The organism is Halorubrum rutilum (assembly GCF_042665015.1).
Lineage (GTDB): Archaea > Halobacteriota > Halobacteria > Halobacteriales > Haloferacaceae > Halorubrum > Halorubrum rutilum.
The window spans coordinates 72,774-94,668 of the sequence record NZ_JBHTBL010000004.1; the positions used below are offsets into that span (position 1 = coordinate 72,774).

Genomic DNA, 21,895 nt, shown 5'->3' on the forward strand with positions numbered 1-21,895 from the left:
GCCCTCCGCCTTTGAACGTTCCGTAACTCGCGACTGAGTAATCTTTTATTCAGCGTTGCACCGGCCGGAAGCTTCATAGGTCGGCTCCCGGATCCTCCGGGTACACGAATGGCAGTACTTTGGCTGGAGGACGTCGACGCCGACGACGTCGGGACCGTCGGCGGGAAGGCCGCTTCGCTCGGTGAACTCATCGGCGCCGGACTCCCGGTCCCGCCGGGGTTCGCCGTCACCGCGGGCACGTACCGGACCTTCATCGAGGAGGCGGGAATCGACGAGGAGCTGTTCTCCGCCGTCGACGTCGACCCCGAGGACTCCGCGGCGCTCCGCGCGGCGGAGGAGCGGGCGGAGGAGCTCATCCTGGAGACGCCGTTCCCCGACGAGGTCCGCGAGGAGATCCTGGAGCGGTACCGGTCGATGGGCGGCGAGGGCGACGAGGCGTTCGTCGCCGTGCGCTCCTCCGCGACCGCGGAGGACCTCCCGGACTCCTCGTTCGCCGGCCAGCAGGAGACGTTCCTCAACGTCCGCGAGGACGACCTCCTGCGCCGGGTGAAGGAGTGCTGGGCCTCGCTGTTCACCCAGCGGGCGATCTACTACCGCCAGCAGCGCGGGTTCCCGCACGCCGACGTCGACATCGCGGTCGTCGTCCAGCGGATGGTCGACGCCGAGAAGTCCGGCGTGATGTTCACCAGCCACCCCTCGACCGGCGACCCGCAGATCACCATCGAGGCCGCGTGGGGGCTCGGCGAGGCGGTCGTCTCCGGCACCGTCTCGCCCGACAACTACGTGTACGACCGCGGGCGCGGCGAGGTCGACGAGGTCACCGTCGCGGACAAGAAAGTCGAGATGGTGAAGGACCCGGAGACCGGGGAGACCGTCCGGCTCGACGTCGAGGAGGAGCGCCGCACCGCCCGGGTGCTCTCCGACGCGGAGATCGAGGAGCTGGTCGCGCTCGGCGAGCGCGTCGAGGACCACTACGGGACCCCGCAGGACGTCGAGTGGGCGATCCGCGAGGGGGAGATCTACATGCTCCAGTCGCGCCCGATCACGACGATCCAGGAGGGCGAGGGCGACGCTGACGACGCCGACGCCGGCGGGACCGGCGGCGAGACCCCGAAGAAGTCCGCCGTCGGGGACGCGGCGGGCCGACCCGGCACGGCCGACGGCGGGTCCGCCGGCGACGACGAGGACGTCCTCGTCGACGGGCTCGGCGCGAGCCCCGGGGTCGTCTCCGGCGCGGTCCGGCTCGTCCACAAGCTCGACCACCTCGACCAGGTCCAGGAGGGCGACGTGATGGTCACGGAGATGACGATGCCCGACATGGTCCCGGCGATGAAACGCGCCGCGGGGATCGTCACCGACGAGGGCGGGATGACGAGCCACGCCGCGATCATCTCCCGAGAGCTCGGCGTCCCGGCCGTCGTCGGGAGCGGGAACGGGACGCGGGTCCTCGAAGACGGCCAGCGGGTCACCCTCGACGGCGACAAGGGGACCGTCCGCGCCGGGACGGACGACGAGGCCGAGCCCGGCGAGGAGTTCGAGCCCGTGGAGGCGGCCCGCCCGGAGACCCCGGTGAAGCCGATGACGGCGACGGAGGTGAAGGTGAACGTCTCGATCCCCGAGGCGGCCGAGCGCGCGGCCGCGACCGGCGCCGACGGGGTCGGACTCCTCCGGATCGAGCACATGGTGCTCTCGCTCGGGAAGACGCCCGAGCGGTACATCGCCGAGCACGGCGCCCGCGCGTACCAGGACGAGCTGATCGAGGGCGTCCGCCGCGTCGCCGACGAGTTCTACCCGCGACCGGTCCGCGTCCGCACCATCGACGCGCCCACCGACGAGTTCCGCGAGCTGGAGGGCGGCGAGGGCGAGCCGAACGAGCACAACCCGATGCTCGGCTGGCGCGGGATCCGGCGCAGCCTCGACAAGCCCGCCCCGTTCCGGCAGGAGCTCGCGGCGTTCGCGCGCCTCTTCGACATGGGGTACGACAACCTGGAGGTGATGTTCCCCCTCGTCAACGACGCGGCCGACCTCGAAGGGGTCAAGGGCCACATGCGGGAGGCCGGCATCGACCCCGAGAGCCACCGCTGGGGCGTGATGATCGAGACGCCCGCCAGCGCGCTGCAGATCGAGGAGCTCGCGGCCGCCGGCATCGACTTCGCCTCCTTCGGCACCAACGACCTCACGCAGTACACGCTGGCGGTCGACCGCAACAACGAGCACGTCGCCGACCGGTTCGACGAGCTCCACCCGGCCGTGCTCAAGCTGATCGGCGACACGATCGAGACGTGCCGCGAGCTCGGCGTCGACACGAGCATCTGCGGGCAGGCCGGCTCGAAGACGGAGATGGTCGAGTTCCTCGTCGACGAGGGCGTCTCCTCGATCTCGGCGAACATCGACGCCGTCCGCGACGTGCAACACGAGGTGAAGCGGACCGAACAGCGGCTCCTCCTCGACTCGGTGCGGTAACGCCTCCGGGTCCCCCGTCGCGCGGCCGAGAGCGCCGAAAACGGAACGGGTAAGCGTCTCCGCGGCGACGTTCGGCCGAATGCAGCGCCCCCAGCCGCAGTCGTTCGACCGGGTGCTCTCCTCGATGTGCACCGAGCCGCACCCCGCGGCCCGCGAGGCGGCCGAGCGCTACCTCGCGACGAACCCCGGCGACCCGGCCACCTACGAGGCGGTCGCGTCGCTGGAGGACCGCGCGGTCGAGCTGCTCGCGACGCTCGCGGACCACCCGACCCCGACCGACGCGGCCGGCTACGTCGCCTCCGGCGGGACCGAGGCGAACGTGCAGGCGGTCCGCGCCGCCCGGAACCGACGCGACGCGAGCGACGCCAACGTCGTCGTCCCCGAGAGCGCTCACTTCTCCTTTCACAAGGCCGCGGAGCTGCTCGACGTGGAGCTCCGGACGGTCCCCGTCGACGGCGACTACCGGGCCCGGACCGACGCGGTCGCGGCCGCGGTCGACGACGCCACCGCGCTGGTCGTCGGCGTCGCCGGGAGCACGGAGTACGGGCGCGTGGACCCCATCCCGGCGCTGACCGAGATTGCCCACGACGCCGGCGCGTTCATGCACGTCGACGCCGCGTGGGGCGGGTTCCTCCTTCCCTTCTCGGACCACGACTGGTCGTTCGGCGACGCCCCGGTCGACACGCTGACGATCGACCCCCACAAGTTCGGGCAGGCGCCGGTCCCGGCGGGCGGCCTGCTGGCGCGCGAGGACGCCGCGCTCGACGCCCTCGCGGTCGACACGCCGTACCTGGAGACCCGGTCGCAGGCGACCCTGACCGGCACCCGGAGCGGCGCGGGCGTCGCCGGCGCGGTCGCCGCGATGGAGGCGCTGTGGCCCGACGGCTACCGCGAGGCGGCCGAGCGCGCGACCGGGAACGCCGCGTGGCTCGCCGAGGCCCTCGCCGAGCGCGGCTACGACGTCGTCGAGCCGACCCTCCCGCTCGTCGCCGCGGCGCTCCCCGAGGCCGAGTTCGACGCGCTCCGCGAGGCCGGCTGGAAGGTGTCGCGCACGGCGGCCGGCGAGCTCCGCGTCGTCTGCATGCCGCACGTGAGCCGCGAGGCGCTCCGGGCGTTCGTCGCCGACCTCGACCGGATCCGGGCGTGAACGCGGTCCGAGTCGCCCCCACCGCGGCGGCCCGGTTCGCTCCGCTCTCGGCGGTCTACATTACTCCCCGCCGCCGCCCGCGTACGTCTCCAGTCCCGCCAGCTTCCCGTCCGCGACGTCGAAGGCGTCGACGAACGCGAACAGCTCGTCGCCGTCGGCGTCCAGCAGCCGGCCGCGGACCGCGACGCCGGGGCCGTTCGGGTACACCGCGTCGACTACGTGGGTCGTGTCCGTCATCGGCCGCTCGTCGCGCATGAACGTCACGAAGCGGTCGCGCCCCTCGAAGGTGCGGTCCGAGCGGCGCTGGACGAAGTCGGGGTCGAGCAGCCCGCGGAGCCGCTCGTAGTCGCCGGCGTCGATCGCGTCGTAGTAGGCGCGGGCGAGCCCCTCGGGGTCCGCGGTCGGCGGGGCGGTCACGACGCGAGCGCCCCGAACTCCTCGGCCGACGTGCGGGTCCCCTTCGAGATGACGGCGTCGCCGGGACGCAGGACGGTGTCGATGTCGTGACCGATCAGCCACCCGTCGTCGGGGCGGCGGATCGCGATCACGCTCGTCGAGACGTCGGTCGTCGGGATCCCGTTCTCCACCGCCGTGCCCGCGAGGTCGCTCCCCTCCCGGACCACGGTGCGCGTGATGATCTCGTCGGACTCTTGGACCGCCATCTCGACGACCGGGTGGACGCCGAGGTCGCGCGCGACGCCCTCGGTGATCTCCAGGGCGGCGTCGGAGATCTCCTCGGTGGCGACGCCGAGGTGGATCAGCCCGCGGAGCGAGACGGGGTCGTCGGCCTCCCGCGCGGCGCGGAGCGTCCAGGCCTCGAACCGCGACTGGAGCGCGTCGACCTCGATCTCCAGGTTCGACACCTCCTCGGCGAGCTCCTCGTTGTTGAACAGGACGGAGCCGTACGCGAGGTCGACCGCGAGCTCAGAGAGGTTCTTCATCAGCACGATGGAGTCGACCGCGCGCTCTAAGTCGTCGATCGCGGGCTCGACCGGCTCGTCCGGCTCGAACGGCTCGCCGGTCAGCTCGGGGTACGCCTCGGCGACCCCCGTCTCCGGGCCGCGCAGGAGCGCCACGTCGCCGGCCTCGATCCGGGTCTTCGGGCCGGGGTTGAGGATCCAGTCGTCGTCGCGGCGGATCGCGATGACCCGGACCCCCGTCTCCGACTCCAGGTCGATCGCCTTCAGGGTGCGACCGGCGTAGGCGGAGTCCGGCGCGACCGTGCCGCGGACGAGCGTCTCGACGCCCTCGGTGAGCGCGCCGCGCATCGCGTCCGGGAGGCCGATCTCCTCGGTGACGATCTTCGCGATGTCGCCGGCGGCGTCGGAGATCTTGTCGGCCGCGCCGACCACGCCGAGCACCGGCGCGAGCGTCTCGGCCTCGTCGGGGCTCCGCGCCGCGAGCATGAGGCTCATCCGCGCGCGCATCTGGAGGACGTCCATCCGGTGTTCGAGCTCGACGACCTCCTCGGCGACGGTCGGGCTCCCGTGGAGCACCGCCGAGTACGACAGGTCGATCAGCAGCTCCGCGGTGTCTTTCATCTCCACGAGCAGGTCCTTCACGCTCGTCGGCTCGTACGTGACCGACAGCGGCGACTCCCGCCGGTCGAATCGTCCCATGCGAACACCGTCTCCGGCACCGAGTAAAAGGCTTGTTGCGGCGCGTTCGGCCGGTTCCCGAGCGGAACGCGCTCAGTCCGTCCCGCCGACCGCGTCGCCGGCGACGTAGGCGGGCGGCTCTCTCGGGTCCCCGTCGCCCGCCCTGCCGGCCGGCACGCGCTCCGCGAGGTCGACGAGCGCGAGCCACCCCAGGAGCCGGGCCGCGCGGTCGCGCCACGTCGCCTCCCACGCCGGGTCGCGGGCGCGGTCGTGTCGCGGGACCGACTCCCGGGTCGCCTCGAACAGGTCGTCCGGCGTGAGCGGGTCCTCCCGGGTGGCGTCCCGGAGCGCCGCGAGCGCCTCCGGGACGAGCAGGACGCCCTCGCGCAGCCCCTCGCGGACCCGCTCGGGGGTCGGCTCCGCGTCGGCGCGCACGAACCCCCGCGGCGTCTCGCGGACGAGCCCGAGCGCGCGGAGGAACGCGAGCCAGTCGTTCGCGGTCCGGCGGTCGGAGAGCCCGCACCGGTCGCGGAGGCGCGCGCAGCAGTCGTCGGTGCTGCCGGGGACGAGCGGCACCGCTCGCCGCAGCTCGCGGAGCTCGCCGAGTTCGGTCGGGGGGTCGGGGACGGGCTTGATTCGCACGGTGGTCCTCGTCGATTGCGTGTCAGTCGGGTATCGCGACCGGCTCAGCGGTAGTCGAACGACTCGGCGAGCAGCGCCTCGTCCGTCTCGCCGACCGTGTAAACGGGGCCGTCGACGACGTCGACGGTCACTTCTGCGGGCGCGAAGACGGCCTCGTCGACCTCGTAGAAGTCCCAGTCCGCGTCCTCGAACACCTCGACGAAGGGGGTCCCGTACTCCTCGCGGGCGGTCGAGACGATCCGGTCGAAGCGGTCGTCGTCGCGCGCGACCTGCAGGTGGACCTCGCCGCCGTAGGCGAGGGCGTCGTTCGTCCGCCCCATCGCGAGGTCCTCGTCGCGGGTCACGGGGGCCATCGGCGCGGCGCCCGAGGCGTGGAGCACGTCGGTCGGCTCGTAGCCCAGCTCCAGCAGGCGGAAGACGGCGAGCTCCGCGGCGCGGGCCGCGGTGGCGACGGAGCCGGCGGTCGACCCGGTCGCGTACGCCGGGAGGAAGACGCCCTCGGCGTCGACCTCGGCGAGGTCGGCGACGTGCTCGGCGACCTCCTCGGTCGGGAGCTCGGTCGACTCCACCGCGAGCGTCGCGAACTCCGAGGAGTCGTAGTAGCCGACGCGCTCGAACTCCGCCTCCTGGCCGACGAGCGCGCGGGCGGGCCCGGAGCCGAGCCCTTCGTAGCCGGACTCGAAGCCGAGCTCCCAGCCGGCCTTCTGCGAGCAGAGCAGGGCGACCGCCGGGTGGTCGGTCGACAGCTCGACGTACTGGCGGGGCGCGCCGGCGACCTCGCCCACGCGGGTGCGGAGGTTCGCGAGGCCGGCGGTCTGGATCTCGGCGAGGAGCAGCCCCGCCTCGACGCCCCCGGCGGCGTCGATCCCGAAGTCGACGACGGTGGCGCCGTTGTCCAGCTCGTAGCCGACGACGTCGAGCTCGCCGGCGAAGTCGAGCGCCTCGTCGACGAGCTCGATCGCGGTCCGATTGATGCTTTCCATGGCCGATACTTCTCGCTCCCCGGTTAAGGGGTTGTCCGTCGCGGTCGCCGGGTCCCGGAGCGAGACCGACTCGCGCTCCCGACCGGCCTCACCAGAACCCGCCGTCGGAGTCGCCGGCGTCCCCGACCCCGCTCGGGCCGCCCGGTCCCCGCGGCCCGCTCGGTCGCGGGTCGGGGTCGATCTCGACGAGCTCGCTCTCGGCGCGCGGGTCGACCTCGCGCCCCTCGTCGTACCGCACGAACGAGAGGTAGAACGGCTCGCCGCAGCCGGGATCGTCGCCGTCGCGGTCTCCGCCGTCGCCGTCGCGGTTCGATCCGTCGCCGACGCCCGCCTCCTTCCCGCCGACGCTCGCCGCCTCTCCGCCGACGTCCGTCCCGCGCACCCCGTCGCGCGGGTCCCAGACGGCGCCGTCGCTCTCGCCGCAGACGAACCGGACCCCGTCGACGTCGCGCTCGTCCTCGAACGGCTCCGCGGGGGCGACGTACGTCCATCCCTCGAAGGGGTACGGCGTCACCGCCTTGTCCGCGAGGTAGCCGTCGCGTTCGAGTTCGACGATGGTCCCGCAGTGCGGACAGTAGTAGGTGACCGGATAGCTCACGGCGGACGTACGAGCCCCGCCTGTATACGCCCGTCGGCGACGCGCGGGTGCCGGGACATACCCTCGCCGGCGACGCGCGGTCCCCGCCGGCGCGCCGCGTCGCCTCCGTCGCGCTCGACCACGACGCGCGGACCGCGTCCGGATCAACATATTCACTACCGCCCGTCACGAACCGGGTGGTATGAGCTCGGACGACGTCTCCCGGCGCGCGTTCATCCGGACCGCCGGCGGCGCGACCGCCGCAGCCGGAGCGGCGACGGCGACGACGGGGACCGCGGCGGCACAGGAGGAACAGCCGGTCTGGCCGAGCGGGGTCACCAGCGGGAACCTCGGGTCGTATCAGGACGCTCGCGGCGAGAGCGAGGTGACCGTGCAGGTCGGCGCGGGCGACAGCGGGCTCGCGTTCGACCCGACCCAGTTATGGGTCGACACGGGCACCACGATCACGTGGGAGTGGACCGGGAACGGCGGCGCGCACAACGTCCGGACCGTCGAGGGCGGCGGCCCGGCGAGCCTCGACAGCGGCCAGGCGGTCGGCGAGGAGGGAGCGACCTACGAGTACGAGGTGACCGAGGAGGACGCCGGCATCACCCACTACCACTGCGTCCCCCACACGGCCGTCGGCATGCACGGGGGGCTCGCCGTCGGCGGCGACGTCGAGACCGAGTCGACCGGCGGCGGTGGCGGCTCGAACGCCGTCTTCGTCCCGCAGGGCGCGCGCGCGCTCGGCGTCGCGACGTTCATCGCGATGGTGAGCACGCTCGGGCTGGCGTTCGTCTTCATGAAGTACGGCGGGACGATCACGCAGGAGGAGTAGCCGCGTTCGGGGCGTCCCGACGCCCGCCCGCCTTTCGAGTCGTCCGTCTTCGTTCCCGAGCTATCCGTCGCCGAGGAGCTCCCGGTACGTCTCGACGTACCGGTCCAACACCGCGCCGCGGTCGTAGCCCGCGAAGTCGCGCTCGATCGACTTCCGTTCGAGGTCGGCGACGGCGACGAACTCGTCGGCGAGCTCGGCGGGGCTCGTGACGAGCCGGCCGCGCTCGCGGCCCTCCACGAGCTCGTGGGCGCTGGAGTCGGCCTGGTACTCGACGAGGGCGACGCAGCCGCACGCGAGCGCCCACAGCAGCTCCGTGGCGAACGTCTCCCACGTCGCCGTCGCGGCGACGACGTGGGTCCCCTTGAACAGCTCGACGCGCTCGCGGCGCGACAGGTCGCCCAGGAAGGACACCCGGTCGGCGATCCGGAGGTCGCTCGCGGTCGCCTCGATCCGCTCGCGCTCGGGGCCGTCGCCGACGACGGCGGCGGTCCAGTCGCGCCCGCGGAGCTCCGCGAGCCCGAGCAGGAACGTCTCGACGTTGGCGTGGCGGTCCAGCCGCCGGGCGTACACCGCGTCGAACCGGTCGTCCACGCCGGCCGACTCGACGAGGTCGAAGTCGACGCTCTCGGGGACGACCCGCACGTCGTCGCCGTCGGCGCCGTGCTCGCGGACCCGCGTCTTCGTCGTCCGCGAGGGGGCCGTCACCGCGTCGGCGCCCCGAGCGAGGAGCCGGTAGCGCCGGGCGGCGTCCGCGGGGTGGTCGCGCCACCAGTCGACGACGACGGGCGTCCGACCGAGCGTCCCCGCGACCGTCGCGCCGAGCCCCGGCGTCGGGGGGCTGTTGACCGCGTGGACGACGTCGGGGTCGACCCGGCGGAGCGCGAGCGGGAGCCGCGCCGCGAACGCCGTCGGCGACGGGTCGACCGTCACCGACCGGTACTCGATCCCGTCCTCGGAGAAGGCGTCGTGGTCGCCGCCCCACCAGCGCGCGCAGAGCCAGGTCACGTCGTGGCCGCGGGCGGCGAGCCCCCGGGCGACCCGTCGCGTCCGCTCCCGGGCCGGCGTGTCGCCGTGACCGGGGGCGAGGAGCGAGACGAACGCGACGCGCATACGCCGACCGGACGGCGGGGCCGGATAAAAAGACACGGCATCGCGGCGTCGTCCGGCGGAACCGAGGCGCGCGCGTCCGTCCCCACCCGAAACGGTTTCCCACCGCGGCCGGAACCGGACTCCATGCATCGATACGACATCGAGCGGTACCTCAACGTGCGCAGCGCCGGCGGGGCGGACCTGGGCCCCGACGGGCGGCTCTCCTTCCTGCTGAACGCGACCGGCACCGGGCAGGTGTGGTCGCTCGACGAGCCGCTGGGGTGGCCCGAACAGCACACGTTCTTCGACGAGGCGGTCTCGTTCGTCGACTCGTCGCCCGAGCGCGCCGAGGCCGTCTTCGGCATGGACGAGGGCGGCGACGAGCGCGCGCAGCTCTACCGGCTCAACTACGAGTCCGGCGAGATCGTCGACCTCACCGAGCGCCCCGAGGCGAAGCACCGCTGGGGCGGCTGGGACTCCGAGGGCGACCGCTTCGCGTTCGCTTCGAACCGGCGCGACGAGTCGGTGTTCGACGTGTACGTGCAGGCGCGCGACGCGACCGGCGACGACGCCGAGTTGGTGTACGAGGGCGACGGCTGGCTCTCCGTCGCGGGCTGGTCGCCGAGCGACGACCGGCTGATCGTCCACGAGGCGCACTCCTCGTTCGACCACGACGTGTACACCCTCGACGTCGCGTCCGGCGACCTGTTCCACCACACGCCCCACGAGGGCGACGTGCGGTACGGCAGCCCGGAGTGGGGACCGGACGGCGAGGCGCTCTACCTCGTCACCGACCGCGACAGCGACACGCTCCGCCTGGAGCGGCTTGACCTCGCGACCGGGGAGTTCGCCGTGGTCGCGTCCGGGACGGGCGGACGGGCGGCGGACGACGACGGTGACGGGGACGACGAGGCCGGCGCGACCCCCGCGAAGCCCGGCGGCGACGACGGCTGGAACGTCGACGGCGTCGCGGTCCACGAGGAGTCCCGGCGCGTGGTCTACTCCCGGAACGTCGACGGCTACACCGAGCTCACTGCGGGCGAGCTGGTCGAACCCGACCGGATCGATCCCTTCCCGACGCCCGACCTCCCGAGGGGGGTCGCCGGCGGCGTGAGCTTCGGACCGGACGGCGACCGCTTCGCGGTCACCGCGACCGGGAGCACGCACAACGCGAACGCCTACGTCATCGACGCGGCGACCGGCGAGGCGGAGCGCTGGACCGCGGCCTCGACCGCCGGGATCCCGCCGGACACGTTCGTCGAGCCCGAGCTGGTCCGTTATCCGACCTTCGACGGCCGGGAGATCCCCGCCTTCTTCTCCGTCCCGGAGACGGAGCCGCCCGAGGACGGCTACCCGGTCGTCGTCGACATCCACGGCGGGCCCGAGTCCCAGCGCCGCCCGTCGTTCGCCTCCGTGAAGCAGTACCTGCTGAACAACGGCTACGCGGTGTTCGAGCCGAACGTGCGCGGCTCCTCGGGGTACGGGAAGGCGTACGCCGCGCTCGACGACGTGGAGAAGCGGATGGACTCGGTGGCCGACGTCCGGGCCGGCGTCGAGTGGCTCCATGACCACCCCGAGGTCGACCCCGACCGCGTCGTCGCGATGGGCGGCTCCTACGGCGGGTTCATGGTGCTCGCCGCGCTGACCGAGTACCCCGAGCTGTGGGCCGCCGGCGTCGATGTCGTCGGCATCGCGAACTTCGTCACGTTCCTGGAGAACACCGGCGACTGGCGCCGCGAGCTGCGCGAGGCCGAGTACGGCTCGCTCGACGAGGATCGGGAGCTCCTGGAGTCGATCTCGCCGATCAACAACATCGAGGCCATCGAGTCGCCGCTGTTCGTCCTCCACGGCGCGAACGACCCGCGGGTGCCGGTGGGCGAGGCCGAGCAGATCGTCGAGCGGGCGCGCGAGCAGGGCGTCCCCGTCCGCAAGCTGATCTTCGACGACGAGGGGCACGGCTTCTCGAAGCTGGAGAACCGCGTCGAGGCGTACCGCGCGGTCGTCGACTTCCTCGCGGAACACGTCTGATCCCCCGGACGGCCGCGAACGCCGGCGTGAGCGTCGTGACCGTTATTTTTCTCCGTGAGAGACGGCGAGATAATGACCGGATCCGAGCCGTTCGAGCTGCTGCTCGATCAGGCGCAGGACAAGATCGCCCTGCTCGACGAGGCGGGGCGGTTCACCTACGTCAACGGGGCGGCGGAGCGGATCCTCGGGTTCGCGCCGGCGGACCTCCGCGGCGACGTCGCCTTCGAGTACGTCCACCCGGACGAGCGGGAGGCGGTCGAGCGAGCGTTCCGCCGCACGGTCGACGGCGACGGGTTCACCCAGGAGTCGATCACGTACCGGCACCGGACCGCGGACGGCTCGTGGGCCTGGCTGGAGAGCCGGATGTCGAACCTCACCGACGACGCCCTCGACGGGTACGTCGTCAGCTCCCGCGACGTCACCGACCGGGTGCGGGCCGAGCGGGAGCGCGCGGAGACGGCGTCGCACCTCCGGGAGATCGCGACCGTCTCCAGGGACGTGCTGTGGATGTTCGACGCCGACTGGACGGAGCTGCGCTTCGTGAACCCCGCGTACGAGGAGATCTACGGGGGGTCGGTCGACGAGTTGGAGGACGACCCGCAGACGTTCCTCGACGCGATCCACCCGGAAGACGTGCCGGCGGTCGAGGCGGCGATGGAACGGATCGCCGCCGGGGAGTCGATCGACATGGAGTACCGCGTGAACCCGGACGAGAACTACAACCGGTGGGTCTGGGTGCAGGCGGAGCCGATCACGGAGGACGGCGAGGTCGTCCGCATCACGGGGTTCGCCAAGGACGTCACCGACCGGCGGCGCCGCGAGCGCCAGCTGGTCGTGATGGACAACCTCCTCCGGCACAACCTCCGGAACGACCTCAACGTCATGCTCGGCACGGCGGAGCGCATCGAGGCCGAGGCGCCGGAGGCGGCCGCCCACACCGCCCTGATCCGGCGCGTCGGCGACGGGCTCCTCAGGACCGCCGAGAAGGAGCGCGAGATCATCGAGCTGATCACCGAGAAGCAGGGGTGCGAGCGGATCGAGCTCCGCGAGGCGGTCGCCGAGTGCGTCGACACCGTCCGGGACCGGCATCCGGACGCCTCGATCGAGGCCTCGACGCCGGACCCGATCGCGGTCGAGGGGCGTCCGGAGCTCCGCGCCGCGGTGATCGAGCTGCTGGAGAACGCGGTCCGCCACGCCGACGTCGACGACCCGACGGTGGGCGTCGCTCTCCGCCGGACGCCCGCCGGCGCGGAGATCACCGTTCGGGACGACCACGCCCCGATCCCGGCCGTCGAGGCCGACGTGCTCACGGGCGACCACGACATGACCGACGTGTACCACAGCAGCGGGCTGGGGTTCTGGCTCGTCTACTGGAGCGTGGAGCTGTCCGACGGGAGCGTCGCCGTGGAGTCCGGAGCCGACCGCGGAAACGAGGTCGCGATCACCCTGCCCCGCGTCGTCGACTGACCGGGACCTACTCCCAGTCCGGGCCGAAGTCGGGGTTCAGCTGGCGGTCGGTCCGGCCCAGCGTGTCGATCTCCTCGACGTCCTCGTCGTCCAGCTCCAGTCCGAGGCTCGCCCAGTTGTCGGCGATGTGGTCCCCGCCCGTCGCCTTCGGGATGGCGGTGACGCCCTTCTCGCGGAGCCACGCGAGGCTCACCTGCGCGGCGCTGACGCCGTGCTTCTCGGCGATGTGCGCGATCGCCGGGTCGTCGAGGATCTCGCCGCGGGCCAAGGGGGAGTAGGCGACGAGCTCGATCCCGTTGGCGTCGGCGTACTCTCGGAGCTCCTCCTGCCGGAGGAGCGGGTGCATCTCCACCTGGTTCGCGAACGGCGCCTCGCCGAGCGCGTCGGTCGCGGCGTCGAGGTGTTCGGGCTCGAAGTTCGAGACGCCGATCCGGTCGATCAGGCCGTCGTCGCGGAGCTCCGCGAACGCGGGCAGCGTCTCCGCGGGGTCGTACGCGCCCGCCGGCCAGTGGACGTACAGGAGGTCGACGTAGTCGGTGCCGAGCTTCTCGAGGCTCTCCCGGGTGGACGCGACCACGTCCTCGGGCGCGAGCTGGTCGATCCACACCTTCGTCGCGAGGAACACGTCGTCGCGGTCGACGTCGGCCGCGGCGATCCCGTCGCCGACGGCGGCCTCGTTGCCGTAGATCTGCGCGGTGTCGACGTGGCGGTAGCCGGTCTCCAGCGCCGTCTTCACCGACTCGGTGCACTGCGCGGGGTCGTCGTTCTCCCACGTGCCGAGCCCGAGCACGGGCATCCCGTCGCGGGTCGGTACCGCGGGCTGCTGCTGTTGGTCCGTCATCGTCCGTGGCTACTCGCGTGAGCCGAAAGTCGTTTGCGGTAGGGGCGGGCGCGGCCGGGTCGCACCGGAGCGAGCGCCGACGGTCAGTCGACCTCGTCGACGAGCACGAGCACGTAGCCGACGACGGCGAGGTCGATCGCGAGGTTGATGGCGGGCGCGGCGACGCCGTCGCCGGCGCGGAGCGCGAACAGGACCCGACCCGCCGCCAGCATGGCGGCGACGCCGAAGAACAGCGCCGTGAGTCCGACCGCCCGCGGTCGAAGCCGGTAGAGGCCGATCGCCGCCCAGCACTTCACCGCGCCGATGCCCGCGACCGGGACGCCGACGACGAAGAGCGGGCCGAGGCTCATCAGCAGTCCGGTGCCGAGGTCGGCCAGCCCGCTGAGCAGGCCGACCGTGGCGACGAGGGCGACACCGACCCGACGGTCGTCGGACTCCTCGGTCGTCGCGTCGTCGGAGGGCGTCGAGCGGCGGCTTCCGCGCCGCTCGGCTTCGCCGAGTGGCATGTCGGGGTCCACCGCGGGCGACGACATGTGTCTTGGGGCCGGCTGCGTCTCGGCCGAGGGCGGCGTCCCAGTCGAGGACGCCGGCGCGGCGGTCACTCCTCGGAGAGCAGCGCCCGCGAGGAGTTCGTCACGACGAGCAGGCTGGACGCGCCCATCGCGACCGCGGCGAAGAGGGGGTTCAGCAGGCCGGTCACCGCGAGCGGGATCGCGACCGCGTTGTACAGGAACGCCCAGCCGACGTTCCCCTTCACGCGCCGTCCCGCGGCCCGCGAGAGCTCGAAGACGGTCGCGACCGAGCCGAGGTCGTCGTCGACGATCGCCACGTCGGCGGCGTCGGCCGCCATCGCCGTCCCGCCGCCGAGCGCGATCCCGAGGTCGGCGGCGGCCAGCGCGGGCGCGTCGTTCGTCCCGTCGCCGACCATCACGGTCAGCCCCCTCGCCTTCAGCCGCTCGATCGTCTCGGCCTTCCCCTCGGGCGGGACGCCGGCGAACACCGACGAGACCGCGTCGTGCTCCGCGAAGACGGTCGCCGCGCGCTCGTCGTCGCCGGTCAGGATCACCACGTCGACGCCCGAGTCGTCGAGCGCCGTCACCGTCTCTTCCCACCCCTCGCGCAGCTCGTCGCCGACCACGACGACGCCCTCGGCGGCGCCGTCGCGGCCGACGGCCACGGGGACGCGGCCCACGTCGCGCGCCTCGGCGACCGCCTCGCGGATCGCGTCGGGGACGGTCCAGCCGCGCTCGTCGAAGAGGGCGGGATGGCCCACGACGATCTCGGTCCCGTCGACCGTCCCGGAGACGCCGCGGGCGTGGCTCTCGAAGTCGGTGACCGCGACCGCGTCGCCGGCGTCTCCGGCTTCGGTCGCGTCCCCGGCGTCGTCGGCGCTCGCGCCTCCCCCGTCGGCCCCGCCGCCGGGCGACGCCGACTCCGCCGACCCGCCGTCGGCGACCGCGGTCCCCCCGCCGGCCGTCTCGTCGCCGCCCGCGAGCGCGGACGGCCCCTCGCCCGCGCTCGCTCGCGCGGCGGCGATCGCCCGGCCGACCGGGTGCGCCGAGCGCTCCTCCAGCGCGGCCGCGAGCCGGAGCAGGTCGTCGTCGACGTCGGCGGAGATCACCTCCATCTCGCCGGTGGTGAGCGTCCCCGTCTTGTCGAAGACGACGGTCCTCGCGTCGCGGACCCGCTCGAAGACGGTGTCGTCGAAGATCACGATCGAGCGCTCCAGCGCGTCGCGGATCCCCGCGGCGACCGCGAGCGGGGTCGCGAGCCCGAGCGCGCAGGGACACGAGACGATGAGCACCGTGAGGCCGACGAGCATCGCCTCGGTGACCCCGTTCCCGAGCGCGAGGTTGGCCGCGGCGGCGGCGACCGCGACCGCGAGGACGACCGGGACGAAGACGGTCGCGAGCCGGTCGGCGAGCTTCTGGACGCCGTGGTTCCCGCTCTGGAGGTCCCAGACGAGCTCCGCGACGCGGTCGAGGCTGGAGCTCGCGTCCGGACCCACCGCCACCGTCAGCGAGCCGTCCGCGACCACGGAGCCGCCGACCACGTCGTCGCCGGCGGTCTTCCGGACCGGCATCGACTCGCCGGTGACGACCGACTCGTCGACCGCGGCGTCGCCGGCGACGACCTCACCGTCCACCGGGACGCGCTCGCCGGCGCGCACGAGCAGGCGGTCGCCGGGGTCGAGCGCGTCGATGGCGACCTCCTCCGTCTCGCCGGTCGCGGCGGGGTCCGGCGCGTCGCCGCCGCCCGCGTCGTCCCCGCCGACGACCCGCCGCGCGCTGTCGACCTGCACCGCGGTGAGGTCGGAGAGGAGCTCGGTCGCGCGCTTCTTGATCGAGTCCTCGTAGCTGTTCCCGACGGTGACGATCACGATGATCGCGACCGTCACGTCGTAGTAGACCGAGGGCGACTCGACGAAGATCACCGCGAGCGTGCTGTAGACGTACGCGCTCACGGCCGCGATGGCGACGAGGAGGTCCATGTTCGGCGACCGCGTCTTCGCGCTGACGTACGCTCCCCGCAGTATCGGCTTCCCGGTGACGAAGAGGACGACGGTCGTCAGCACCGCGATCACGATGAAGAAGTAGGTCCCCGACGTCGACGACATCGCCTGGCCGAGATACTCCAGGGTGCGCTCGTTGTAGAACGGGAACGCGAAGTAGGTCGGGTAGATGATGACGATGTACTGCAACATCACGGCCATCCCGACGAGCACGCCGGCCGCGAGCCGCGCCGTGGCCATGTTGTCGGCCCGCCGGCGCGAGAAGGCGTCCTCGCGGTCGTACGCGCTGTAGCCGAGCCCGCTCACCGCCTCGGCGAGGTCGTCGGTCGAGACCGACTCCGGGTCGTGGTCGATCCGCACCGTGTCCGTGACGTAGCTCGCGCTCGCGGCGCTGACGCCGTCGGTCCGGGTCGCGACCGTCTCGATGAACGCCTCGCAGGTCGCGCAGTGCATCCCGTCGACCTCCAGGAACGTCGCCTCGTGGTCGGCGGGGACCTCGTCGCCCGGTCCGTCACCGGTTGCGCCCGCTTCCTCTCCCGCCTCGCCGGCGCGCCGTCGCTCGCGCACCGCGTCGGCGTCGACCTCGGCGTCGCCGAGCGCCGCGTACACGTCCCGGCAGCCGGGACAGCAGAACTCGTTGCCCGCGTCGTCGACCACGTCGACGCCGTCGGTCGGGAGCTCGCAGAGGGTGCAGTCGGGCGCGCTCATCGGTCGATCGCCTCCGTCATCGTCACAGTCCCCCCGTCATCCCGGCGTCGAGCGGGTTCCAGAACGGGAGCCGCGGGTGCGGCACGTGGATCCCGACCGACATCAGCCCGTGCGCGAACAGGACGTAGCCGAGCGCGACGAAGGCGACCCCGAGCAGCCGGTGGACCCGGCGCCGGTGGACCGCGTCGACGCTCTCGATCACGGTGCCGTAGAGGAAGACGGCGGGCATCGTGCCGACTCCCAGGGCCGCGAGCGCGACGCCCCCGCTGACCGCCGAGCCGCTGGCGAACGCGTAGAGGTACGCCGGGTAGAGGATCGGGCAGGGGAGGAGCCCGTGGACCGCGCCGAGCCCGACGATCCCGGGACCGTTCGCGAGCCGGTCGACGTGGCCGGTGAGCCAGCCGGTGACCCGTTCGAGCCCCGGGAGGTGGACCCCGCCGGTCGCGCCGCCGAGCGCGTACCGGACCCCGACCAAGATCACGGCCGCGCCGACGCCGAGGCCGACGACGCCGCGGACGACCTCGGCCGCGCCGGTCAGCGTCGCCGTCGTGACGAGGACGACGCCGCCGAGCGCGCCGAGCGCGGCCCCGATGACCGTGTAGCTCGCCGCGCGCCCGAGGTTGAACAGCGCGTGCTGGCGGACCTCGTAGGTGGAGAGGTGGCCGCCGCGGCGGTCGGCGGCCGCGGACGCGGCGCCGCCGGCCCCGTCGCTCGCCGCGCCCCCGCCGTCGGTCCGGCCGCCCTCAGCTCGCATCCGGCCGGCGTACACCGTGACGAGCGGGCCGCACATGCCGATGCAGTGGGCGCCGCCGAGCAGCCCGATGGCGAGGAACAGCAGGACGTCGGTCCCCAGGAGCGTCGAGATATCCATGGCCGTGCGTTACCTCGGCTTGGCGTCGCGGGCGGTAATGGGTTTCGTCGGTCCCGGGTCGGACCGTCCGGACCGGTGCCGGCGCATCACTCCTCCACGAGGACCGTCCCGTACATCCCGCCCTCGCGGTGGGGGATACAGACGTACTCATGGGCGCCGGGGACGGTGAACGTGTGCTCGAACCGGTCGCCGCTCTCCAGCCTCCCGCCGAAGTCGGACTGCCACGCCGCCTCGGCGGCCGCGTAGTCGTCGAAGCCGCCCGAGGCGAAGAACTCGGCCTCGTCGGGGATTCCGCCCGCCGTCGCGGTGACGGTGTGCGCCCGCGCGCTCGTGTTCTCCCAGACGACGGTGTCGCCGACGGACACGGTCAGCTCCGCGGGGCGATAGGCCGACGCGACCATCCCGACGTCGTAGTCCGGCTCGCCGCCGACGCCGGTGCAGCCGGCGAGCGCGACCGTCGATCCGGTCCCGATCCCGGCCGCGCCGACCCGTCGGAGGAACCGTCTGCGGTGCATACCGTCGGTTGGGCCCTCGCGCGTTTCAATACCGCGGTTCGACCCACCGCACGGGAACGGCTCGGACCTCGCGAGCGCCGTCGTCGCGCGCGCGGGCTCCCGGGCGAACCCGGCGCCCGTCACGGGTCCACGAACTCGCCGAACACCCGGCGCTGGGCGGCCGCGAGGTGCTCGGCGAACGTCGAGCGCGCGATCCCCACGGCGGCCGCGACCGCCTCCGCGTCGGCCCCGCGCGGGTACTCGAAGTAGCCGAGCCGCTGGGCGGTCCGGACGACCTCGCGCTGTCGGTCGGTGAGCCGCCCGCGGTCGATCACGACGGGGTCGCAGCCGGCCGATCCGCCGGAGCGGGTGAGCCGTTCGAGCGTGACCGACGCCCCGGTGGCCTCGACGGTCTCGACGATCTCGTCGATCGGGTCGACCGAGGGCAGCGAGAGCGTCAGGAGGATCCGGTCGGGGCCCGTCCGGACGGTGACGTCGGAGACCGGGTGGCCGAGGGACTCGATCGACCGACAGGGATACGGCTCCGTCGGGGGGCTCCGGGTCCGGTAGACGTACTCGCCGTCGGCCGCGAACACGGGCTCCGCGCCGATCTCCCGGTCGGTGCGGAACTCCGAGACGACGGCGTCGTCGAGCCGGACGCGCTCCACGTCCGTGGCGACCGCCCCCTCCGGGAGCGCGTCCGCGACCGGCGCGTGCGGCGGGTCGCGGACGGCGAGCCGAGCGCGGACGCCTCGCGACCGACCGACGGCTCCCTCGGCGACCGCGTCGTCGGGGTCGCCGCTCGACGGGTCGTCCGGCGGGTCGCCGTCGGGAGAGCCGCCGCCGACGGGATCGGTCGAGTCGTCGGCGGACACCGGGCGACGTGACCCCCGTGACATGTTCGAATCCTGCCGACGAACCGGTAAAAAAACGGCCCCGAACGAGTACGTCCCCGGCTGCCGCCCCGCGGTCGATTTATAAAACCCCGTCGTGGGACGGACACGACTCTCCCGGCCGGCCGCCCTTCGATCGACGATGACAGCGCGTGGGCTCGACGGGGTCTCGATCGGGATCGTGGGCGGCGGCGTCGGCGGGCTCTCCGCGGCCGCGCACCTCGCCGACGCGGGGGCCGAGGTGACGCTGTACGAGCGCCGAGAGCGCGTCGGCGGGGTCGCCGGCCGGCTCGAACGCGACGGGTTCCGGTTCGACACCGGCCCCTCCTGGTACCTGATGCCGGACGTGTTCGAGCGCTTCTTCGAGCGGTTCGGTCACGAACCGAGCGACTTCTACGAGCTGGAGCGGCTCGACCCGCACTACCGCGTGTTCTGGGACGACGGGGACCGCGTCGACGTCCCCGCGGACCCGGACGCGGCCGCGGGGCTGTTCGAGTCGTACGAGGACGGCGCCGGCGACGCCTTCCGGCGGTACCTCGACGACGCGGAGACGGCGTACGAGGTCGGCATGAACCGCTTCGTGCTCCCGGGGCGCTCGCGGCTCCGCGACTACCTGTCGACCGACGTGCTCGCAGGCGGGCGGAAGCTCGACCTGTTCGGCACGCTCGACGAGCGCGTGCGGTCGTACGTCGAGCACCCGAAGCTCCGCCAGCTGCTCCAGTACACGCTCGTCTTCCTCGGCGGCTCGCCGTACAACACGCCGGCGCTGTACCAGCTGATGAGCCACGTCGACTTCGGGCTCGGCGTGTACTACCCGCTCGGCGGGATGTACGAGGTGATCGAGGCGATCGAGTCGGTCGCGGTCGAGCGCGGAGCCGACGTTCACACCGGGGTCGGCGTGACCGGCATCGAGCCGGGGGCCGACGGGATCGCCGTCGAGCTCGGCGGCGACCGCTACGTCCACGACCGGGTCGTCTGCAACGCGCCGCCGGAACACGTCGAGCGCGAGCTGCTCCCCGACGGCGCGGTGTCGCGGTTCGGCGACTACTGGGACCGCCGGACGTACGGCCCGAGCGCGTACCTCCTGTACCTCGGCGTCGAGGGGTCGCTCGACTCGCTGGCGCACCACACGCTCGCGCTGCCGACCGACTGGAAGCCCCACTTCGACGCGATCTTCGAGTCGCCCGCGTGGCCCGAGGACCCCACGGTGTACGTGAACGTCCCCTCGCGCACCGACCCCTCCGTCGCGCCGGAGGACCACGAGGCGGTCGTGACGCTCGTCCCGCTCGCGCCCGGGCTCGACGACGGCCCCGACCGCCGGGCCGCGTTCCGGGAGCGCGTCCTCGACGCGGTCGCGTCGTACGCCGGGACGGAGCTCCGCGACCGGATCGTCGTCGAGGAGTCGGCGTGCGTCTCCGACTTCGCGGACCGGTTCGACCGGCCCGGGGGGAGCGCGCTCGGGCTCGCGCACACGGTGACGCAGACGGGGCCGCTCCGCCCCGGCCCGCGGGTCCGCGGGGTGGACCGGCTCTACTACGTCGGCGGGAGCAGCAACCCCGGGATCGGCGTCCCGATGTGCCTGCTGAGCGGCGAACACTGCGCCGAGGCGGTCGCCGCCGACGTCGCTCGCGGGCCGCTCGACCGGTTCCCGATGATCGGGCGTTGACACGCCAGATACGAAATCTAGCGTCCACTTCTCTCTCGCATAATCGGAACATCTCAAATAATCCCGTCCGAGATCGAAATCCGTCAGAAAACCCTTACCTGTCAGGTTAGCACCTTTAATAAGATAGACACATACCCTCCGGTGTCGCATGATCGAAACAGCAGCGGCTGACGTACTCGCCGGCGGCACAGTCCCGCTCGAAATGACGCAGACCGAGATATTCCAAGCGATCCAGTCCGACGCGCTCCTGAGCGCGTCGCTCTGGATAAACATCGCCCTCGCGGGCCTGGCGATCCTCCTGTTCGTCTACATGGGTCGCGACGTGCAGGACCCGCGCGCGCAGTTGATCTTCGTCGCCGCGCTGATGGTACCGCTGGTGTCCATCTCCAGCTACACCGGCCTCGTCTCCGGGCTCACGGTGAGCTTCCTCGAGATGCCGCCCGGTCACGCGCTGGCCGGGCAGGAGGTGCTCACCCCGTGGGGACGGTATCTGACGTGGGCGCTGTCGACGCCGATGATCCTCATCTCGCTCGGCCTCCTCGCCGGAACGAACCTGAGTAAGCTGTTCACGGCCGTCGTGGCCGACATCGGGATGTGCGTCACCGGCCTCGCGGCCGCCCTGACGACCTCCTCCTACATGCTGCGCTGGGTCTGGTACGTCATCAGCTGCGCGTTCTTCGTCGTCGTCCTCTACATCCTGCTCGCCGAGTGGGCCGAGGACGCCGAGGCCGCCGGCACCGCGGAGATCTTCAACACGCTGAAGGTGCTCACCGTGGTCCTCTGGCTCGGCTACCCGATCTTCTGGGCCCTCGGCGCCGAGGGCCTCGCGGTGCTCGACGTCGCGATCACCTCGTGGGCCTACAGCGGGATGGACATCATCGCGAAGTACCTCTTCGCGTTCCTCCTGCTGCGCTGGGTCGTCGACAACGAGCGGACGATCGCCGACATCGCGTCCGGGCTCGGCTCGGCCTCCCGCGGCGGCGCGGCCCCGGCCGACGACTGAGGCCGACGGCGACCGCGTCACGGCTCTCTTCCGCGACTCTCTTTTCGCGCGTTCTCACGCCGCCAGCCCCCGGCA

The 21,895-nt window shown here is 72.8% G+C and carries 19 protein-coding genes; 7 read left to right on the top strand and 12 right to left on the bottom strand.

The features are described 5' to 3' along the window. Positions 1-108: 108 nt before the first annotated feature. On the top strand, positions 109-2,463 hold the full coding sequence (ppsA, locus tag ACFQMF_RS04615) for a phosphoenolpyruvate synthase (protein ID WP_256408726.1): 2,355 nt from the start codon (positions 109-111) through the stop codon (positions 2,461-2,463). 79 nt (positions 2,464-2,542) lie between these two features. Further along, positions 2,543-3,610, top strand: a complete 1,068-nt coding sequence (gene mfnA / locus ACFQMF_RS04620) for a tyrosine decarboxylase MfnA (protein ID WP_256408725.1) — start codon at positions 2,543-2,545, stop codon at positions 3,608-3,610. Positions 3,611-3,670: 60 nt separating this feature from the next. On the opposite strand, the gene ACFQMF_RS04625 is transcribed toward mfnA, so the two are convergent. The 5 genes from ACFQMF_RS04625 to ACFQMF_RS04645 form a co-directional block, all read right to left on the bottom strand. Beyond that, positions 3,671-4,027 (bottom strand): nuclear transport factor 2 family protein, encoded by a 357-nt coding sequence (locus ACFQMF_RS04625; protein ID WP_256408724.1) that lies wholly within the window; start codon positions 4,025-4,027, stop codon positions 3,671-3,673. Then, the gene (locus tag ACFQMF_RS04630; protein WP_256408723.1) at positions 4,024-5,229 is read right to left on the bottom strand and encodes a potassium channel family protein; all 1,206 of its coding nucleotides are present in this window, start codon (positions 5,227-5,229) and stop codon (positions 4,024-4,026) included. Before ACFQMF_RS04630 ends, ACFQMF_RS04625 begins: the two co-directional genes overlap by 4 nt. Before the next feature lie 72 nt (positions 5,230-5,301). Continuing rightward, positions 5,302-5,850, bottom strand: coding sequence for a hypothetical protein (locus ACFQMF_RS04635; RefSeq protein WP_256408722.1), 549 nt, complete (start codon positions 5,848-5,850; stop codon positions 5,302-5,304). A gap of 44 nt (positions 5,851-5,894) precedes the next feature. Then, on the bottom strand, positions 5,895-6,833 hold the full coding sequence (gene mch / locus ACFQMF_RS04640; RefSeq protein ID WP_256408721.1) for a methenyltetrahydromethanopterin cyclohydrolase: 939 nt from the start codon (positions 6,831-6,833) through the stop codon (positions 5,895-5,897). 88 nt (positions 6,834-6,921) lie between these two features. Next, entirely contained in the window at positions 6,922-7,431 is a 510-nt protein-coding gene (locus tag ACFQMF_RS04645; protein ID WP_256408720.1) for a hypothetical protein, read from the bottom strand. A gap of 181 nt (positions 7,432-7,612) precedes the next feature. Between ACFQMF_RS04645 and ACFQMF_RS04650 the strand changes: the two genes are divergently transcribed. Continuing rightward, a complete protein-coding gene (locus ACFQMF_RS04650) occupies positions 7,613-8,248 on the top strand; it encodes a halocyanin domain-containing protein (protein ID WP_256408719.1) in 636 nt (211 codons plus the stop codon). A gap of 60 nt (positions 8,249-8,308) precedes the next feature. Here ACFQMF_RS04650 and ACFQMF_RS04655 read toward each other — a convergent pair whose 3' ends face one another. Further along, entirely contained in the window at positions 8,309-9,358 is a 1,050-nt protein-coding gene (locus ACFQMF_RS04655) for a glycosyltransferase (RefSeq protein ID WP_256408718.1), read from the bottom strand. A gap of 123 nt (positions 9,359-9,481) precedes the next feature. Here ACFQMF_RS04655 and ACFQMF_RS04660 point away from each other — a divergent pair, with 123 nt between their 5' ends. Then, complete coding sequence (locus ACFQMF_RS04660) at positions 9,482-11,365, top strand: S9 family peptidase (RefSeq protein WP_256408717.1); 1,884 nt, start codon at positions 9,482-9,484, stop codon at positions 11,363-11,365. 72 nt (positions 11,366-11,437) lie between these two features. Beyond that, complete coding sequence (locus ACFQMF_RS04665) at positions 11,438-12,832, top strand: PAS domain S-box protein (RefSeq protein ID WP_256408716.1); 1,395 nt, start codon at positions 11,438-11,440, stop codon at positions 12,830-12,832. A gap of 7 nt (positions 12,833-12,839) precedes the next feature. Here the strand turns inward: ACFQMF_RS04665 and ACFQMF_RS04670 are convergent, their stop codons facing one another. The 6 genes from ACFQMF_RS04670 to ACFQMF_RS04695 form a co-directional block, all read right to left on the bottom strand. Next, a complete protein-coding gene (locus ACFQMF_RS04670; protein ID WP_256408909.1) occupies positions 12,840-13,628 on the bottom strand; it encodes an aldo/keto reductase in 789 nt (262 codons plus the stop codon). Between the two features lie 128 nt (positions 13,629-13,756). Next, a complete protein-coding gene (locus tag ACFQMF_RS04675) occupies positions 13,757-14,179 on the bottom strand; it encodes a hypothetical protein (RefSeq protein ID WP_256408715.1) in 423 nt (140 codons plus the stop codon). A gap of 92 nt (positions 14,180-14,271) precedes the next feature. Further along, positions 14,272-16,893, bottom strand: coding sequence for a heavy metal translocating P-type ATPase (locus ACFQMF_RS04680; protein WP_256408714.1), 2,622 nt, complete (start codon positions 16,891-16,893; stop codon positions 14,272-14,274). A gap of 22 nt (positions 16,894-16,915) precedes the next feature. Next, positions 16,916-17,764, bottom strand: coding sequence for a sulfite exporter TauE/SafE family protein (locus tag ACFQMF_RS04685; RefSeq protein WP_256408713.1), 849 nt, complete (start codon positions 17,762-17,764; stop codon positions 16,916-16,918). Positions 17,765-17,850: 86 nt separating this feature from the next. Continuing rightward, on the bottom strand, positions 17,851-18,279 hold the full coding sequence (locus tag ACFQMF_RS04690) for a plastocyanin/azurin family copper-binding protein (protein ID WP_256408712.1): 429 nt from the start codon (positions 18,277-18,279) through the stop codon (positions 17,851-17,853). Between the two features lie 119 nt (positions 18,280-18,398). Beyond that, entirely contained in the window at positions 18,399-19,157 is a 759-nt protein-coding gene (locus ACFQMF_RS04695) for a helix-turn-helix domain-containing protein (RefSeq protein WP_256408711.1), read from the bottom strand. A gap of 136 nt (positions 19,158-19,293) precedes the next feature. On the opposite strand from ACFQMF_RS04695, the gene ACFQMF_RS04700 reads away from it, so the two are divergent. Together ACFQMF_RS04700 and ACFQMF_RS04705 are read left to right on the top strand one after the other, a co-directional pair. Next, entirely contained in the window at positions 19,294-20,817 is a 1,524-nt protein-coding gene (locus tag ACFQMF_RS04700) for a phytoene desaturase family protein (RefSeq protein ID WP_256408710.1), read from the top strand. Between the two features lie 202 nt (positions 20,818-21,019). Further along, on the top strand, positions 21,020-21,820 hold the full coding sequence (locus ACFQMF_RS04705; RefSeq protein ID WP_256408908.1) for a bacteriorhodopsin: 801 nt from the start codon (positions 21,020-21,022) through the stop codon (positions 21,818-21,820). Positions 21,821-21,895: the final 75 nt, after the last annotated feature.